Source organism: Rubrivivax gelatinosus IL144 (assembly GCF_000284255.1).
In the GTDB taxonomy this organism is placed as follows: domain Bacteria; phylum Pseudomonadota; class Gammaproteobacteria; order Burkholderiales; family Burkholderiaceae_C; genus Rubrivivax; species Rubrivivax gelatinosus_A.
In genome coordinates this window covers 260,241-277,980 of record NC_017075.1, presented here as the reverse complement: position 1 = coordinate 277,980, position 17,740 = coordinate 260,241, and the positions used below count along the sequence as shown (strand labels likewise).

The window sequence follows — 17,740 nt, the reverse complement described above, 5'->3', positions numbered from 1 at the left end:
TTCGTTCCCACACCGTCAAGACAAACGACTGAGGAGCCACCATGACGACAACCATCAAGCCGATCGCCGCCGCAGCAGCCATCGTCGCGTCCTTTGCCTTCGCCGGCGCCGCCAGCGCACAGGAAGCCGGCAAGCTGCTGGTCTGGATCAACGGCGACAAGGGCTACAACGGGCTGCAGAAGGTCGGTGACGCCTTCACCAAGGCCACCGGCGTGCCGGTCACCGTCGAGCACCCGGAAGACGCCCCGGGCAAGTTCCAGCAGGCCGCCGCCGCCGGCAAGGGCCCGGACATCTTCTGCTGGCCGCACGACCGCATGGGCGAGTGGGCCAAGTCGGGCCTGATCGTGCCGATCAACCCGGCCAAGAAGGTGCGTGACGACATCGAGGACACCGCCTGGAAGGCCTTCGGCTACCAGGGCAAGACCTGGGGCTACCCGATCTCGGTCGAAGCCATCGGCCTCATCTACAACAAGGCGCTGGTGAAGACGCCGCCCAAGAGCTTCGACGACGTGCTCAAGCTCGACAAGCAGCTGTCGGCCAAGGGCAAGCACGCCATCCTCTGGGACTACAACAACACCTACTTCACCTGGCCGATCCTGGCCGCCGGCGGCGGCAGCGTCTTCGGCCGTGACGCCAAGGGCGAGTACGACCCGGCCAAGGTCGGCGTCAACTCCGCCGGCGCCGTCAAGGGCGCCGAGCTGCTGGCCTCGATGATCAAGAACGGCAACATGCCCAAGGGTTCGGGCTACGCCGAGATGGAAGCCGCGTTCAACAAGGGCGACGTGGCGATGATGATCACCGGCCCCTGGGCCTGGGACAACCTGCGCAAGAGCAAGATCGACTTCGGCGTCGCGCCGATCCCCGACGTCGCCGGCAAGCCCTCGCGTCCGTTCGTCGGCGTGCTCGGCTGCATGATCTCCGCGCCCAGCAAGAGCAAGGACGTGGCCAAGGAGTTCATCGAGAACACGCTGCTGAAGGTCGACTCGCTGAAGACGATCAACGCCGACGTGCCGCTGGGCACCCCGGCCAACAAGGCCTTCTTCAAGGAGCTCTCCAACGACGCCAACATCAAGGCGACGATGGAGAACGCGCGCCGCGGCGAGCCGATGCCCAACATCCCCGAGATGGGCCGCTTCTGGTCGTCGATGGCCTCGGCGCTGGAGAACATCAGCAACGGCCGCCAGGCCCCGAAGGAAGCGCTCGACGCGGCCGCCGCGCGCATGCTCGGCAAGTAAGCCGGCGACACCGGCCAACGGAAGGCGGCGCGATGCGCCCCTTCCGGCATCACGCACGGGGCGGCCAGGCGCCGCCCCGGTTCGAGCGACGGCGCCCGCAGGGCAGGCGCCACGGGACGACGATGGGACGAACCGACTGGGGCCGACTGCTGAAGTGGCCGTTCACGACGGTCACGGCACTGGCCTGCCTGTGGCTGGTCTTCCGCATCTACGCCAGCGGCCAGCCGCTGTGGGCGCTGGCGGCGCTGGGGCTGTTCGGGCTGGGCTTCTTCGTCTACCTGTCCAACGTCGCCTTCGCCTACCGCTACCTGTTCCCGGGCCTGGCCGGGATGCTGGTGTTCGTCGCCTTCCCGCTGCTCTACACGGTGCAGATCGGGTTCACGAACTACTCCTCGTCCAACCTGCTCAGCTACGAGCGCGCCACCGCCTACCTGCTGGAGCAGACGACGCCCGGCGAGGGCCACGGCTGGGGCTTCGCGCTGCATCCCGACGGCCAGCGTTTGCGCCTCGTGCTGGCGCCCGGCCAGGCCGACGACGACGAGCAGCCCGAGACGCGCGCCGAGCGCAGCCTCGTCACGCCGCCGCTGGCGCTGGGCGGCGCCCAGGAGATCAAGCTCGAGCCGCTGGCCGCCTCGGGTTTCAAGCCCGGCGAACCGCTGCCGCTGGGCGCGGTGCTGAAGAACCGCCAGGCGCTCGCGGCGCTGAAGCTCGTGCTGCCCGACGGCGCCGCGCTGTCCTATGCCGGCGTGCGCGAGTTCGCGCCGCTGGTGCCCACCTTCACGCGCGAAGCCGAGGGTGTGCTCAAGCAGACCGCCACCGGCGTCGTCTTCCGCGCCAACCGCGACACCGGCTTTTACGAGGACGGGGCCGGCGAACGCCTGCAGCCGGGCTTCAAGGTCGGCATCGGCCTGGGCAACTACCTGCGCATGGTCGAGGACCCGGAGTTCCGCGGGCCCTTCATCCGCATCTTCGTCTGGACCGTCGTCTTCGCCGCGCTGACGGTGCTGTTCACGCTGGCCGTCGGCACGACGCTGGCGGTGGTGCTGAACTGGGAGGCGCTGCGTTTTCGCACCGTCTACCGCACGCTGCTGTTCCTGCCCTACGCGGTGCCGGGCTTCATCTCGATCCTGGTCTTCAAGGGGCTGTTCAACCAGAACTTCGGCGAGATCAACCTGATCCTGAACACGCTGTTCGGCATCAAGCCGGCGTGGTTCGCCGATCCCTTCCTCGCCAAGGTGATGATCCTGCTGGTCAACACCTGGCTGGGCTACCCGTACATCATGGTGCTCTGCACCGGGCTCATCAAGGCGATCCCGGCCGACCTGTACGAGGCCTCGGCGATCGCCGGCGCCAAGCCGCTGACCAACTTCTGGAAGATCACGGCGCCGCTGATCGTCAAGCCGCTGACGCCGCTGCTGATCGCGTCCTTCGCGTTCAACTTCAACAACTTCGTGCTGATCGCGCTGCTCACCAACGGGCGGCCCGACTTCCTGAACACCAAGGTGCCGGCCGGCACGACCGACATCCTGGTGTCCTACACCTACCGCATCGCGTTCCAGGACTCGGGGCAGAACTTCGGGCTCGCCGCGGCGATCTCGACGATCATCTTCTTCCTCGTGGCGATGCTGTCGATGGCCAACCTGAAGCTGGCCAAGGTCAACGACGAGCGGAAGTAAGCCATGGCCATCGTCACCGGCAAGTCGCAACGCTGGCGCCTGCTCGGCGCGCACCTGTTCCTGATCGCGCTGATCTGCGTGACGGTGTTCCCGCTGCTGGCCATCGTCTCGATCTCGCTGCGCCCGGGCAACTTCGCCACCGGCTCGCTGATCCCCGAGACGATCAGCTTCGAGCACTGGAAGCTGGCTCTCGGCATCCCCTACGAGGCCGCCGACGGCAGCCTGGTGCAGCCGCCCTTCCCGGTGCTGCGCTGGCTGTGGAACTCGGTGAAGATCGCCGGCATCTCGGCCTTCCTGATCGTCGCGATCTCGACGACCGCCGCCTACGCCTTCGCGCGGCTGAAGTTCCGCTTCAAGACGCAGATCCTGAACTCGATGCTGCTCTTGCAGATGTTCCCGGCGGTGCTGGCGCTGGTGGCCATCTACGCGATCTTCGAGGCCATCGGCAGCTACGTGCCCTGGCTGGGCATCGAGACCCACGCCGGGCTGATCGTCGCCTACCTGGGCGGCTGCGCGATGCACGTCTGGACCATCCGCGGCTACTTCGACACGATCCCCGTCGAGATCGAGGAATGCGCCAAGGTCGACGGCGCGACGCACTGGCAGGCCTTTCGCTACGTGCTGCTGCCGATGGCGGTGCCGATCCTGATGGTGGTCTTCGTGCTGGCCTTCATCGGCGCGGTCATCGAGTACCCGGTGGCGTCGATCCTGCTGCGCCAGGAACACAACCTGACGCTGGCCGTCGGCTCCAAGTACTTCCTCTACGAGCAGCGCTACCTCTGGGGCGACTTCGCCGCCGCGGCGGTGCTGTCGGGCCTGCCGATCACGCTCGTCTTCCTGTTCGCCCAGAAATGGATCGTCTCCGGCCTCACCGCCGGTGGCGTCAAAGGATGACCCCCCCCGTAGCGCCTTCGGCGCTCCCCCCCAGGGGGGCGCCGCCAGCGGCCCGGCAGAGCCGGCTCCGCGGCGGCCGCTTGATGGCGCCACATGGGCGCCGCACCCGCAGCTCCGGCTGCCCTCCGGAGCGACACGCATGATGTTCCGCCGTACCGTCGCCGCGCTCGCGGCCGCCCTCGCCCTCGGCTCGGCCGCGGCCGCCGACGAGCCCGTCGCGCGCCCGGGGCGCTTCGCCGACAACCCGATCGTCTACTTCGTCGTCACCGACCGCTTCGCCAACGGCAACCCGGCCAACGACGGCAGCTACGGCCGCAAGCGCGAGGCCAAGCCGCAGGACGACATCGGCAGCTTCCACGGCGGCGACCTCGCCGGGCTGACGGCCAAGCTGCGCGAAGGCTGGTTCCGCGAGCTCGGCGTCAACGCGATCTGGATCACCGCGCCCTACGAGCAGATCCACGGCTGGGTGGTCGGCGGCAGCAAGGAGTTCAAGCACTACGGCTACCACGGCTACTTCGCGCTCGACTACACCAAGCTCGACGCCAACATGGGCACGCCGGCCGAGCTGCGCGAGCTGGTGGCCACCGCGCACGCCCAGGGCATCCGCATCCTGTTCGACGTCGTGATGAACCACCCGGGCTACGGCGACATCCAGAGCCTGTCGGAGTACGTCACCGAGCCCGAGACCGACAAGAAGCGCGGCATGCTCTGGAAGGGCTACGAGGCGGCGACGCTGCGCGACTACCACTCGTGGATCGACTACAACGACCCCGCCTGGCTGCAGTGGTGGGGGCCGGACTGGATCCGCTCCGGCCTGCGCGGCTACACCGAAGGCGGCAGCGACGACCTGACCAAGCAGCTCGCCTTCCTGCCCGACTTCAAGACCGAGTCCGACAAGCCGGTCGGCCTGCCGCCGTTCCTGAAGAAGAAGGCCGACACCGAGGCGGTGGAACTGCCGAACACGACGGTGCGCGGCTATCTCGTCGCCTGGCTGTCGCGCTGGGTGCGCGACTACGGCATCGACGGCTTCCGCGCCGACACCGTCAAGCACGTCGAGTACCCGTCGTGGACGGCGCTGAAGGACGCGTCGACGAAGGCGCTGGCCGAGTGGAAGGCCGCCAACCCGAAGGCCGCGATCGACGACGCGCCGTTCTGGATGACCGGCGAGAACTGGGGTCAGGGCATCGAGCGCACGCGCCACTACGACATCGGCTTCGACAACATGATCAACTTCGACTTCCAGCGCCGCGCCGAGGCCAAGGGAGCCGAGCTCGACAAGGTCTACGCCGAGTACGCGCGCACGCTGGCCGCGCCGGCGACGCACAACGTGCTGTCGTACATCTCATCGCACGACACCAAGCTCTTCGACCGCAAGGCGATCCTCGACGGCGCGACGGCGCTGATGCTGGCGCCCGGCGGCGTGCAGATCTATTACGGCGACGAGAGCGCGCGCCCCGACGGCCCGGCGGCCTACGGCGACCCGCAGCAGTCGACGCGCTCGGACATGAACTGGGCCAGCCTGGACAGCGCGGCGCTGGCGCACTGGCGCAAGCTGGGCCAGTTCCGCGCCCGCCACGTGGCCGTCGCACGCGGCAAGCACTGGCAGATCGCCGCCCAGCCCTACACCTTCGCCCGCGTGCTGCCGGAAGACCGCATCGTCGCGGCCGTCGGCGCCCGCGGCACGGTGACGATCAGCGTCGCCGACGTCTTCGCCGACGGCACGCGCGTGCACGACGCCTACGGCGGCGGCAGCGCGACGGTGGCCGGCGGCAAGGTGACGCTGGACGCCGACCCGCGCGGCGTCGTGCTGCTCGAAGCGCTGAAGTGAACCAAGGAGGCCGCGGGTGGGCGGCCCGTTCGAACCCCACCGAAGGAGCAAAGATGAAACGACTCGCCTGGATCGCCGCGCTCGGTACCGCGGCCCTGCTCTCGGCCGGCCCGGCCGCCGCGCAGGACGCGGTCAAGGTCGCCGAGGTGCCCGCCGACACGATCTCGCTGCACTACTACCGTCCGGACGGCAGCTACGCCGGCTGGGGCGTGCACTTCTGGGAATCGTTCGAGAAGGTGCAGGACGGCAAGGTCGTCGGCCCGCGCGACAAGGCCGACATGCCGATCATGGGCATCAGCTGGGGCAACCCGATGAAGCCCACCGGCCAGGACGGCTTCGGCATGTACTGGCAGGTCAAGGCCAACGAGTTCCGCAACGGCAAGATCAACTACATCATCCACAAGGGCGACAACAAGGACTGCACCAAGGACTCGACCTGGATGCTGCCGCAGGGTCGCCAGGTGTTCATCAACGCCGGCGACTGCACCGCGTACTTCACGCTCGAAGAGGCGCTGAAGGCACGCAAGTGAGTTGAACGCCGCCCGGCCTCCAGCCGGGCACGACGCAAAAAAAGGCGCTCCGAGGAGCGCCTTTGTCGTAAAGGGACGAGTCGCGAACAGGGTGCCGGTCGCCCGGCACCCCGTCAGCCGATCACCACCAGGCTTCGATCTGGAAGCCGTAGGTCGTGCCGTTGGTGTCCGAGCCGAAGCGGCCCGTGCTGCCACCAGCCACACCACCCCACTGGTCACGCGCGGCGTCGTTCCACTTCGCGTGCGTGACGTACAGGCGCAGTTCCGGACGCGCCCAGAAGCCACGGCCGGCGACCAGCGTCGGGGCGATCGTGAACTTCGTCAGGTTCATCGTCTTCAGGTTGTCGGGCTTCACGCGGTCGTAGCCGAGTTCAGCCTGCAGCTTGAAGTAGTCGGTGAGGTGCCAGACCGGGCGCACGCCGATCGAGGTCCACGAATAGTTGTCCTTCGTGTCCTGGTGCATGATCTCGTACATGCCGCTGAACGACGGCGAGAACTCGACCACGCCCCAGTCCAGGATGCGCCAGGTCTTGTTGTCGTTGTCGGCGGTGTAGGACGGATAGCCGAGCACCAGGTTGCTCGCCGAGCCCTTGCCGTACTGCACGGCCAGCTTGTTGAAGCCGCCGAACATCGGGATCATGTGCTCGACCTGCAGGAACGAGCCGTTCTCCGCGGTCGCGCCATTGGTCGAGTCGGCACGGTTCAGCTCGATCGCGAAGTCCAGCGTGCCGGCCCCGCCCAGGCTGATGCCTTCGTAGCGGAAGTCGTGGCGGGTCATGCCACGGTCGGTGTCGGTGTTGCGCATCAGCGCGTACGAGAACTTGCCCGGGCCGGCCTGCACGTCCTCGATACCCGCGCCGTAGCCCGAGGTGTCGTGGTAGTAGAAGTCCGACATGTGGACGTCTTCGCGCTTGTAGTAGCGCTTGCCCGCCCAGACGCTGGCGCCATTGAGCATCGGCAGGCCCTTCACGCCGATCCAGTTCTGGCGCAGCGCCCAGTCGGCGCCGTCGTTCTTCAGGCTCTCGTAGTCCTGCTGCGTCGAGTACGCCTTGCTGTACGCGAACATCAGGTGGTAGTCGAACTTGACGCCGTCCTTGCCGTCGTAGAGGTTCTGGTCGAGCTGGGCTTCACCGTAGGTTTCGCACTCGTTGCCGAGACGGTACTTGGTGTAGGCGCCCGGGAGCGAGAAGCAGGTCTGGTCGCCGCCACCGCTGGTGACGCCGGAGCCGCTGCGGATGTAGCCATGGAACTCCAGCGCGCTCGCGCCGGTGCTGAACAGCGCGGCCGCAGCGGCCGCCGCCAGTGGAAGAAGTCGGGTGTGAAGGCGAGACATCGTTAACTCCTCGTTCGTGGTCTAGTGGTGAATGGGACGGGGAAATTCGGCGGGCGCCCGTCGTGCAAGCCCCGGCCCGAATCGCGACCGTCGTCCGGCGGTCGCGGCAGTGCCGTCATGCGCGGGGTCTCGCGGTCCCCCGGCCCGACGGGCGCTCGGCTGGCCACGGCGCGTGCTCATGCGGCGTGGCCTTGTGAAGTGGCGCGACGGCGCCGTGCCTCGATGGCGGCGGCGGCGCCGTACAGCGCGGCGTACGGCTCGACGATCAGCGCCGTCGGTACCGCTTCGAGGTAGGCACGAAAGCGCCCCTTGGCCTCGAAACGTTCACGGAAACGCGAGGCGAAGAAGAAGTCGGCGAAACGCGGCACGATGCCGCCGCCGATGAACACGCCACCGCGCGCGCCGAAGGTCAGCGCGACGTTGCCGGCGAAGCCGCCGAGCATCGCGCAGAAGCTGTCCAGCGTCGCGGCGCACAGCGCGTCCGAGCCGTCGGCGCCGCGCGTGCCGATCTCCTCGGCCGTCAGTTCGGCCGCGGCCTCGCCGCGCACGCGGGCGATGGCGCGGTACAGCGTCGGCAGACCGATGCCCGACAGCAGGCGTTCGGCCGACACGTGCTCGAACTCGCCGCGCACGACGCGCAGGACTTCGGCCTCGAAATCGTCGCCTGCCGCGAGCGTCGCGTGGCCGCCTTCGCCGGCGATCGCGCGCCAGCCGTGGGCCGTCTCGAGCAGGCCGCCGACGCCCAGCCCGGTGCCCGGGCCGAGCACGGCCAGCGTGCCGCGCGCCGCCGGCAGCGCGCCGTGGGCACGCAGCTGCTGCGGTGCCAGCCCCGGCAGCGACAGCGCCAGGGCCTCGAAGTCGTTGAGCATCAGCAGGCCGTCCAGACCCAGCGCCGCCTCGCTCTCGGCGCGCGAGAACGACCAGGCGCTGTTCGTCAGCTCGATGCGGTCCTGCCCGACCGGGGTGGCGACGGCGAACGCCGCCCAGTCGGGCGCCTGCCAGCCGGTGCCGGCGGCGGCCTGGCGCTCGGCCAAGTAGGCCCGCGCGGCCTCGACCGGGCCGGCGTAGTCGGCGCAGCGCACGCGGTGGATGTCGCGCGGCGGCGCACCGGCGCCGTCGACGAGCGCAAAACGCGCGTTCGTACCGCCGATGTCGGCCACCAGCCAGGGCCGCGGCACGGCACTGCCACCGAGGTTCACGACAATCCCTCCCCCGCCGTGCACGAGGAGGACCGGCCGGCGCTCTTGGCGACGATCGGGTGATGGTTCACGGGAGCCCTCCTCGACTCGAACCGGGCGCCGGGATCGGCGCCTTTGCGATGCACGGCAAACCCTTGCAAAGCATCGAAAAGGTAGCAAAACTACAAGTACGCGACAAGCCAATGTTGCACCTGGGCAACTGAGGGCTTCCCCCTGATCCGGACATGCCGGGCATGGGTACTGCTTCGGTCACCTTGAAGCACTGCCCGGCATGCCGCATCGTGGTGCAGCCCTTCCAGGATACGGATCTGACGGGATCAGTAGTCCGGCTACATCGTCACTCGGCGCGCACCGTCAGGCGCCCGAAGCTCGGAACCCGTCCATGACGCCTTTCGAACATCCCCGCCTGCTCGCCGACATCGGCGGCAACTACGCCCGCTTCGCGGTCGAGGCCGCGCCCGGTGCCTTCGGCCACGTCGCGTCCATCCCCTGCGCCGCGCACCCGGACTTCCATTCCGCGGTGCGTGCCTACCTCGGTTCGCTGCCGCCCTCGCTGGCCGACACGATCGAACACGCCGCCGTCGCCATCGCCAACCCGGTCGAAGGCGACCTGGTGCGCATGACGAACTACCACTGGCAGTTCTCGATCGAGCAGATGCGCGAACGCCTGGGGCTGCAGACCCTGGTCGTCATCAACGACTTCACCGCGCTGGCGATGGCGCTGCCGCGGCTGTCCAACGCCCAGCGCCGCCAGGTCGGCCCCGGCGAGGCGCGCGAGCGCAGCGTCATCGGCGTCATCGGCGCCGGCACCGGCCTGGGCGTCTCGGGGCTGATCCCGACCGGCGACGGTTACGTCGCGCTCGGCACCGAAGGCGGCCACGCCAGCTTCGCGCCGCGCGACGAGCGCGAGATCGCGATCCTGCGCTACGCCGCACGCCAGCACGAGCACGTCTCGTTCGAGCGCCTGCTCTCGGGCCCCGGCCTGGAGCTGATCTACCGCGCGGTCTCCGAGGGCCGCGGCGGCGAGCCGCTGCCGGCCACCGAGATCACGCGCCGCGCGATCGACGGCGGCGACGCGCTGTGCCTGCAGGCCGTCGAGGCCTTCTGCTCGATCCTCGGCACCGCCGCCGGCAACCTGGCGGTGACGCTGGGCGCCTTCGGCGGCATCTACATCGGCGGCGCCATCGTGCCGCGCCTGGGCGAGTACTTCGACCGCTCGCCGTTTCGCGCCCGCTTCGAGGACAAGGGCCGCTTCAGCGACTACGTGCGCACGATTCCGACCTTCGTCGTCAACGCCGATAACGCGACCTTCGCCGGCGCCTCGGCGATCCTCGCCGAGCAGCTGCGGCGCATGGACGCGCAGCAGGACACCGCCGTGCTCGGCCTGATCCGACGCGTGCGCAACAAGCTCTCGCCGGCCGAGCGCCGCGTCGCCGACCACGTGCTCGCCCACCCGCGGCCGACGCTGTCGGACCCGATCGCCGAGATCGCGCGTGCCGCCGCGGTCAGCCAGCCGACGGTCATCCGCTTCTGCCGCTCGCTGGGCTGCGAGGGCCTGTCCGACTTCAAGCTGCGCCTGGCCTCCAGCCTGACCGGCACGATCCCGGTCTCGCACACCCAGGTCACAGGCGAGGACACGATGCTCGAGCTGGGCGTCAAGGTGCTGGGCAACACCGCCTCGGCGATCCTGCAGGTGCGCGACCAGCTCAACCGCGACGCGATCGACCGCGCGATCGACCTGCTGACCGCGGCCGATCGGGTGGAGTTCTTCGCCGTCGGCCACTACGGCGTCGTCGCCGACGACGCGCAGCTGAAGTTCCTGCGTTTCGGCGTGCCGTCGATGGCGGTCACCGAACACCGGCTGCAGGTGCTGACGGCCAACGTGATGCGGCCGACCGACGTCGCCGTCATCATCAGCAGCAGCGGCCAGGTCGAGGACCTGCTCGCGGTCGCCGACAAGGCCCACGAGCGCGGCACGCCGGTGCTGGCGATCACCGCCAGCCAGTCGCCGCTGGCCAAGAAGGCCGACGTCGCGATCATCGTCGACCACCTCGAGGACCCGTCGACGCACGTGCCGATGATCAGCCGCATCCTGCACCTGCTGGTCATCGACATCCTGGCCGTCGGCGTGGCGATGCGCCGCGGCGCCGAGCGCGTGGCCGAACTGCCGCGCGAGGAGATCGTCGGCTTCGACGAGGCGCCGCTGGAGTCGCCGCCGCCGGGCGCGCGCCGTGCCGGCCCCGGCATCAGCACCGCCGGCCCGCTGGCGCATCTGACCGCGCACAGCCGATAAAATCGCGGACCCTGCCCCGAGGAGCGTTGCGATGGCGTCGGCCACCAGGCTCGGGGCGAGCCGCGGCACCGGTCGCGGCCGCAGCAACGGCGCTCGTCCCATTCCCCCTGGAGTGACACGATGACCGCTGCCCTGCCCGCGATGCGCCTGTCGGGCCTCGAACCCGTCTCGATCGGCGACGGAACGCTGTTCGTCAACATCGGCGAGCGCACCAACGTCACCGGCTCGCGCGCCTTCGCCCGCATGATCCTCGAGGGCCGCTTCGAGGACGCGCTGTCGGTCGCGCGCCAGCAGGTCGAGAACGGCGCCCAGGTCATCGACGTCAACATGGACGAGGCGATGCTCGACTCGGCCGCGGCGATGGACCGTTTCCTGAAGCTGCTGGCCACCGAGCCCGAGATCGCGCGCGTGCCGGTGATGGTCGACAGCTCCAAGTGGAGCGTCATCGAGACCGGGCTCAAGTGCCTGCAGGGCAAGGGCATCGTCAACTCGATCTCGCTGAAGGAGGGCGAGGCCGAGTTCAAGCGCCAGGCGAAGCTGGTGCGCCGCTACGGCGCCGCGGCCGTCGTCATGGCCTTCGACGAGCAGGGCCAGGCCGACACCTACCGGCGCAAGACCGAGATCTGCGCGCGCGCCTACCGCATCCTCGTCGACGAGGTCGGTTTCCCGCCCGAGGACATCGTCTTCGACCCCAACGTCTTCGCGATCGCCACCGGCATCGAGGAGCACGCCAACTACGCCGTCGACTTCATCGAGGCGACGCGCTGGATCAAGCAGAACCTGCCCGGCGCCAAGGTCTCGGGAGGCATCAGCAACGTCTCGTTCAGCTTCCGCGGCAACGACCCGGTGCGCGAGGCGATCCACACCGTCTTCCTCTATCACGCGATCAAGGCCGGCCTGGACATGGGCATCGTCAACGCCGGCATGGTCGGCGTCTACGACGACCTGGACGCCGAGCTGCGCGAGCGTGTCGAGGACGTGGTGCTGAACCGCCGCGCCGACGCCGCCGAGCGCCTGATCGAGATCGCCGAACGCGCCAAGGGCGCGGCGCGCGACGACTCGGCGCGCCTGGCCTGGCGCGCCGGCACGGTGGAGGAACGCCTGGCGCACGCGCTGGTGCACGGCATCACCGAGTTCATCGCCGCCGACACCGAAGAGGCCTGGCAGACGGTGCGCGCCAAGGGCGGGCGCCCGCTGCACGTCATCGAAGGCCCGCTGATGGCCGGCATGAACACCGTCGGCGACCTCTTCGGCCAGGGCAAGATGTTCCTGCCGCAGGTGGTCAAGAGCGCGCGCGTGATGAAGCAGGCGGTGGCCCAGCTGCTGCCTTACATCGAGGCCGAGAAGCTGGCGCTGCAGGACGCCGGCGGCGACGTCAAACCCAAGGGCAAGGTGATCATCGCCACCGTCAAGGGCGACGTGCACGACATCGGCAAGAACATCGTCACCGTCGTCCTGCAGTGCAACAACTTCGAGGTCGTCAACATGGGCGTGATGGTCCCGTGCCAGGACATCCTCGAGAAGGCGCGTGTCGAAGGCGCCGACATCGTCGGCCTGTCGGGCCTCATCACGCCCAGCCTGGAGGAGATGCAGCACGTCGCCGCCGAGATGCAGCGCGACGCATGGTTCCGCGAGCGCGGCACGCCGCTCTTGATCGGCGGCGCCACCTGCAGCCGCGTGCACACCGCGGTGAAGATCGCGCCGCACTACGACGGCCCGGTGATCTACGTGCCCGACGCCTCGCGCAGCGTCGGCGTCTGCTCGGACCTGCTGTCCGAGGAGCGCCAGGCGGCCTACCTCGCCGAGCTGCGCGCCGACTACGAGCACGTGCGCCGGCTGCATGCCAGCAAGAAGGCGACGCCGCTGGTGACGCTGGCCGCCGCGCGCGCCAACCGCGCCCGCCCCGACTGGGCGGCCTACGAGCCGCCGGCGCCGCGTGCGCCCGGCCGGCGCCTGTTCCGCCACTACGACCTGGCGGAGCTCGCGCGCTTCATCGACTGGGGCCCGTTCTTCCAGACCTGGGACCTCGCCGGCCCCTACCCGGCGATCCTCGACGACGAGATCGTCGGCGAGGCCGCACGCCGCGTCTTCGCCGACGGCCAGCGCATGCTGGAGCGCCTGGTCGAAGGCCGCTGGCTGCAGGCCAACGGCGTCGTCGCGCTGCTGCCGGCCAACACGGTGGACGAGGACACGATCGAGGTCTACACCGACGACAGCCGCAGCCAGGTCGCGATGCGCTGGACGCCGCTGCGCCAGCAGGGCGAGCGCCCGGTGATCGACGGCGTGCCGCGGCCCAACCGCAGCCTCGCCGACTTCGTCGCGCCGCGCGGGGTCAAACCCGACTGGATCGGGATGTTCGCCGTCACCGCCGGCCTGGGCTGTGACGAACGCGCGCAGCGTTTCGCCGAAGCCCACGACGACTACTCGTCCATCATGGTCAAGGCCCTGGCCGACCGCCTGGCCGAAGCCTTCGCCGAGCGCCTGCACCAGCGCGTGCGCACCGAACTCTGGGGCTACGCCGCCGACGAGGCGCTGGCCGTCGACGAGCTGATCGGCGAACGCTACCGAGGCATCCGCCCGGCGCCGGGTTACCCGGCCTGCCCCGACCACGGCCCCAAGCGCGCGATGTTCGAGCTCTTGAAGGCCACGGAGATCGGCATGGGCCTGACCGAGAACCTGGCGATGACGCCGGCAGCCAGCGTCAGCGGCTTCTATCTCGCGCACCCGGAAGCCTGCTACTTCAACGTCGGCCCGGTCGGCGACGACCAGGTCGCCGACTTCGCCGCGCGCGAGGGCATCAGCCGGGAAGACGCCGAGCGCCGGCTGGCGACGCAGCGCCGCTGAGGCTTCAGTCCGCGGCGTCGAGCCCGCGCTGCAGCTGCAGCGCCTCGGCCATCGTGGTGACGCCGATCGTCGCGGCGCCGTCCAGGTCGGCGATCGTGCGCGCGACGCGCAGCGTGCGGTGCAGGCGCCGGCCCGACCAGCCCAGCTTCTCGGCCGCGGTCTGCAGCAGGCGCCGCGCGGCGGCCTCGGCGACGCAGCAGCGGTCGGTGTCGGCCGCGCCGAGGCGGCCGTTGGGCTCGCCCTGGCGGTCGAGCTGGCGCGAGCGTGCGGCCGCCACCCGCGCCGCCACCGCCGCCGAGCTCTCGCCGCTGGGAGCGCCCATCAGCTCGGCCGGGCGCACCGCCGGCACCTCGATCTGCAGGTCGATGCGGTCGAGCAGCGGCCCCGACAGCCGGCTGCGGTAACGCGCCACGCCGTCGGCGCCGCAGCGGCAGGCGCGGCCGGTGGCGGCGAAAGCGCCCAGCCAGCCGCAGGGACAGGGGTTCATCGCCGCGACGAGCTGGAAGCGCGCCGGGAACTGCGCCTGGCGCGCGGCGCGCGAGATCGTCACCCGGCCGGTCTCCAGCGGTTCACGCAGCGCCTCCAGCGCGGCGCGCGCGAACTCGGGCAGCTCGTCGAGGAACAGCACGCCGCCGTGCGCCAGCGAGATCTCGCCCGGCCGCGGCGGCGAACCGCCGCCGACCAGCGCCACCGCACTCGCACTGTGGTGGGGCGAACGCACCGGCCGGCGGCCGAAGCCGGCGCCGTCCAGGGCCTGCGGCGCCAGCCCTTGCAGCGCGGCGCTGACCAGCGCCTCCTCGTCGTCCATCGCCGGCAGCAGCCCGGGCAGGCGCGCGGCGAGCATCGACTTGCCGGTGCCGGGCGGGCCGACGAGCAGAAGCGAGTGCGCGCCCGCGGCGGCGATCTCCAGCGCCCGCTTGGCCGCCGCCTGGCCGCGCACGTCGCGCAGGTCGGGCGCCGGCTCGCCGGGCTCGGCCGGCGGCGGCCGTGCCGGAGACAGCGGCTCGGCGGCTTCGCCGGGCAGCAGCGCCTGCACGACCTCGAGCAGCGTCGCCGCACCGCGCACGTCCAGCCCGCCGACCCGGGCCGCGCTGCCGGCGCTGGCCGCCGGCAGCACCAGCGTGCGGCCGCCGCCGTCGCGGCGCGCGGCCAGCGCCAGGGCCAGCGCGCCGCGCACCGGGCGAAGCTCGCCGGCCAGCGACAGCTCGCCGGCGAACTCGCAGGCCGCCAGCCGGGCGGCGTCGAGCACGCCGTCGGCGGCCAGGATGCCCAGCGCGATCGGCAGGTCGAAACGCCCCGACTCCTTGGGCAGGTCGGCCGGCGCCAGGTTGACCGTGATGCGTTTGTTGTGCGGGAACTGGAAGCCGCTGTGCTGCAGCGCCGCGCGCACGCGCTCGCGCGATTCCTTGACTTCGGTATCCGCGAGGCCGACGAGCGTGAAACACGGCAAACCGTTGGCGAGCTGCACCTCGACGTGCACCGCCGGCGCGTCCAGCCCGTCGAGCGCACGGCTCGCCACCACCGCCAAGCTCATCTGCCGCCTCCCCGCGGCGATTGTCCGGGCCGCCGGCGGCGCGCACGCGGCGGCGGCCTCGCACCAAGGGAGTGCACCAAAAGAGGGATGCACGGCGCCGTGCATCGCATGGAAGCCGGCCGCAGCCCCGTCCGCCGCGGCTGTAACCGTTTGTGGTCACTGGCATGGAAGCTGCAGTAGCCGCGACGGCACTCGTCACCTCCGCACTGCAGCCCCTCATGAAGAGACTGATCCCGGCCAGCCCCGACACCGCAGCGACTCCCGCGGTGCAGGCCCTGGGCCGAGCGCATCCGGTGCCGAAGCACATCCCCGTCGCCACGGCCGGCCACGTCCGCACGGCGCGCTCCGGCGCGGCGTCGGCGGGCGGGCACACGCAACCCTAGAGGACCAGAGGACCGACCATGAAGATGGTGACCGCGATCGTCAAACCATTCAAGCTCGATGAAGTGCGCGAGGCCCTCAGCGGCATCGGCGTTCAGGGCATCACCGTGACCGAGGTGAAAGGCTTCGGCCGCCAGAAGGGCCACACCGAGCTCTACCGCGGCGCCGAGTACGTCGTCGACTTCCTGCCCAAGGTGAAGATCGAAGCCGCCGTCGACGAAGCCATCGTCGACCGCGTCATCGAGGCGATCGAAGGCGCCGCCCGCACCGGCAAGATCGGCGACGGCAAGATCTTCGTCAGCTCGCTCGAGCAGGTGGTTCGCATCCGGACCGGCGAAACCGGCACCGACGCCCTCTGAAGGCGCGACCCGAGACCAACCCGAGAAACCACCCCATCATGAAGAAACTGCTATCGATCCTGGCCGTGGGGCTCGCGCTCCTGGGCTCGGTGGACCTGGCGCTCGCCCAGGACGCCGCCTCGGCCGCTGCCGCCGCTTCCGACGCCGTGGCCACCGCCGCGGCGGCCGCACCGGCCGAAGCCGCTTCCGCGGCTGCCGATGCCGCCTCGGCCGCCGTCGCTGCCCCGGTGCCCAACAAGGGCGACGTGAGCTGGATGCTCGTCTCCACGCTGCTGGTGATCATGATGTCGATCCCCGGCCTGGCGCTGTTCTACGGCGGCCTGGTGCGCAGCAAGAACATGCTGTCGGTGCTGATGCAGGTGTTCGTCACCTTCTCGCTGATCACCGTGCTGTGGGTCGTCTACGGCTACAGCCTGGCGTTCACCGAAGGCAACCAGTTCATCGGCAGCTTCGACCGGCTGTTCCTGAAGGGCATCTTCGACCCCGCGACCGGCGCGTTCGCGATGGGCGCGACCTTCAGCAAGGGCGTCGTGATCCCCGAGATCGTCTTCGTCGCCTTCCAGGCCACGTTCGCGGCCATCACCTGCGGCCTGATCGTCGGCGCCTTCGCCGAACGCGTGAAGTTCTCCGCCGTGCTGCTGTTCATGGTGCTGTGGTTCACCTTCAGCTACACGCCGATCGCGCACATGGTCTGGTACTGGATGGGCCCGGACGCCTACACCGGCCCTGAAGTCGTCGACGCGATGAACGCCAAGGCCGGCCTGCTGTGGCAGTGGGGCGCGCTGGACTTCGCTGGCGGCACCGTGGTGCACATCAACGCCGCCGTCGCCGGCCTGGTCGGCGCCTACATGATCGGCAAGCGCATCGGCTACGGCAAGGAAGCCATGGCCCCGCACAACCTGACGATGACCATGGTCGGCGCCTCGCTGCTGTGGGTCGGCTGGTTCGGCTTCAACGCCGGCTCGGCGCTGGAAGCGGGCAACAGCGCCGCGCTGGCCTTCCTGAACACCTTCTCCGCCACCGCCGCCGCGGTGCTGGCCTGGTGCGTCGGCGAAGCGCTGATCAAGGGCAAGGCCTCGATGCTGGGTGCCGCCTCGGGTGCCGTCGCCGGCCTCGTGGCCATCACCCCGGCCGCCGGCAACGTCGGCATCGTCGGCGGCCTGGTCATCGGCTTCATCGCCGGCTTCGCCTGCCTGTGGGGCGTCACCGGCCTGAAGAAGATCCTCGGCGCCGACGACTCGCTGGACGTGTTCGGCGTGCACGGCGTCGGCGGCATCATCGGTGCGCTGCTGACCGGTGTGTTCAACAACCAGGCGCTCGGCGGCCCGGGCCTGGTGACCGACTGGGTCACCGCCACGGTCGGCTCCAACGACATCCTGACCCAGCTGCTGATCCAGGCCAAGGCCGTCGGCGTGACCATCGTCTGGTCGGCTGCGGTCGCGTTCGTCTCGTACTGGGTCGTCGACAAGGTCATCGGCCTGCGCGTGCCGGAAGAAGAGGAACGCGAAGGTCTGGACATCACCTCGCACGGCGAGACGGCCTACAACAAGTAAGCTGCCGTCACCGCGACACGGGGCCGCCTTCGGGCGGCCCTTTTTCTTGCCCATGACGGTCGCGCAGCGGATGCCCGCGGC

The 17,740-nt window shown here is 70.1% G+C and carries 12 protein-coding genes and 1 riboswitch; of the genes, 9 read left to right on the top strand and 3 right to left on the bottom strand.

What is annotated here, in order from left to right:
• The first annotated feature begins 41 nt into the window (after window positions 1-41).
• From malE to RGE_RS01260, 5 genes are all read left to right on the top strand, one after another.
• A complete protein-coding gene (gene malE, locus RGE_RS01280) occupies window positions 42-1,235 on the top strand; it encodes a maltose/maltodextrin ABC transporter substrate-binding protein MalE (RefSeq protein ID WP_014426497.1) in 1,194 nt (397 codons plus the stop codon).
• Window positions 1,236-1,357: 122 nt separating this feature from the next.
• Window positions 1,358-2,911 (top strand): maltose ABC transporter permease MalF, encoded by a 1,554-nt coding sequence (gene malF, locus RGE_RS01275; RefSeq protein ID WP_014426496.1) that lies wholly within the window; start codon window positions 1,358-1,360, stop codon window positions 2,909-2,911.
• 3 nt (window positions 2,912-2,914) lie between these two features.
• The gene (gene malG / locus RGE_RS01270; protein ID WP_014426495.1) at window positions 2,915-3,805 is read left to right on the top strand and encodes a maltose ABC transporter permease MalG; all 891 of its coding nucleotides are present in this window, start codon (window positions 2,915-2,917) and stop codon (window positions 3,803-3,805) included.
• A 139-nt stretch (window positions 3,806-3,944) separates the two neighbouring features.
• Window positions 3,945-5,633: an alpha-amylase family glycosyl hydrolase gene (locus tag RGE_RS01265; protein WP_014426493.1), complete on the top strand. Its 1,689-nt coding sequence runs from the start codon at window positions 3,945-3,947 to the stop codon at window positions 5,631-5,633.
• 53 nt (window positions 5,634-5,686) lie between these two features.
• Complete coding sequence (locus tag RGE_RS01260; RefSeq protein WP_014426492.1) at window positions 5,687-6,163, top strand: pullulanase-associated domain-containing protein; 477 nt, start codon at window positions 5,687-5,689, stop codon at window positions 6,161-6,163.
• 121 nt (window positions 6,164-6,284) lie between these two features.
• On the opposite strand, the gene RGE_RS01255 is transcribed toward RGE_RS01260, so the two are convergent.
• Together RGE_RS01255 and glk are read right to left on the bottom strand one after the other, a co-directional pair.
• The gene (locus tag RGE_RS01255) at window positions 6,285-7,496 is read right to left on the bottom strand and encodes a maltoporin (protein WP_014426491.1); all 1,212 of its coding nucleotides are present in this window, start codon (window positions 7,494-7,496) and stop codon (window positions 6,285-6,287) included.
• Between the two features lie 176 nt (window positions 7,497-7,672).
• The gene (gene glk, locus RGE_RS01250) at window positions 7,673-8,695 is read right to left on the bottom strand and encodes a glucokinase (RefSeq protein WP_014426490.1); all 1,023 of its coding nucleotides are present in this window, start codon (window positions 8,693-8,695) and stop codon (window positions 7,673-7,675) included.
• 382 nt (window positions 8,696-9,077) lie between these two features.
• On the opposite strand from glk, the gene RGE_RS01245 reads away from it, so the two are divergent.
• Both RGE_RS01245 and metH read left to right on the top strand, forming a co-directional pair.
• A complete protein-coding gene (locus tag RGE_RS01245; RefSeq protein WP_014426489.1) occupies window positions 9,078-10,988 on the top strand; it encodes a glucokinase in 1,911 nt (636 codons plus the stop codon).
• A gap of 12 nt (window positions 10,989-11,000) precedes the next feature.
• Window positions 11,001-11,090, top strand: a riboswitch (S-adenosyl-L-homocysteine riboswitch).
• A gap of 18 nt (window positions 11,091-11,108) precedes the next feature.
• Entirely contained in the window at window positions 11,109-13,832 is a 2,724-nt protein-coding gene (gene metH / locus RGE_RS01240; RefSeq protein WP_014426488.1) for a methionine synthase, read from the top strand.
• Between the two features lie 4 nt (window positions 13,833-13,836).
• Here metH and RGE_RS01235 read toward each other — a convergent pair whose 3' ends face one another.
• Entirely contained in the window at window positions 13,837-15,366 is a 1,530-nt protein-coding gene (locus RGE_RS01235) for a YifB family Mg chelatase-like AAA ATPase (RefSeq protein ID WP_014426487.1), read from the bottom strand.
• Window positions 15,367-15,767: 401 nt separating this feature from the next.
• Between RGE_RS01235 and RGE_RS01230 the strand changes: the two genes are divergently transcribed.
• Both RGE_RS01230 and RGE_RS01225 read left to right on the top strand, forming a co-directional pair.
• Window positions 15,768-16,106 carry a P-II family nitrogen regulator gene (locus tag RGE_RS01230; RefSeq protein WP_014426485.1) on the top strand — a complete coding sequence of 113 codons (339 nt, stop codon included), beginning with the start codon at window positions 15,768-15,770 and terminating at the stop codon, window positions 16,104-16,106.
• Between the two features lie 38 nt (window positions 16,107-16,144).
• Window positions 16,145-17,659, top strand: a complete 1,515-nt coding sequence (locus RGE_RS01225; RefSeq protein WP_014426484.1) for an ammonium transporter — start codon at window positions 16,145-16,147, stop codon at window positions 17,657-17,659.
• Window positions 17,660-17,740: the final 81 nt, after the last annotated feature.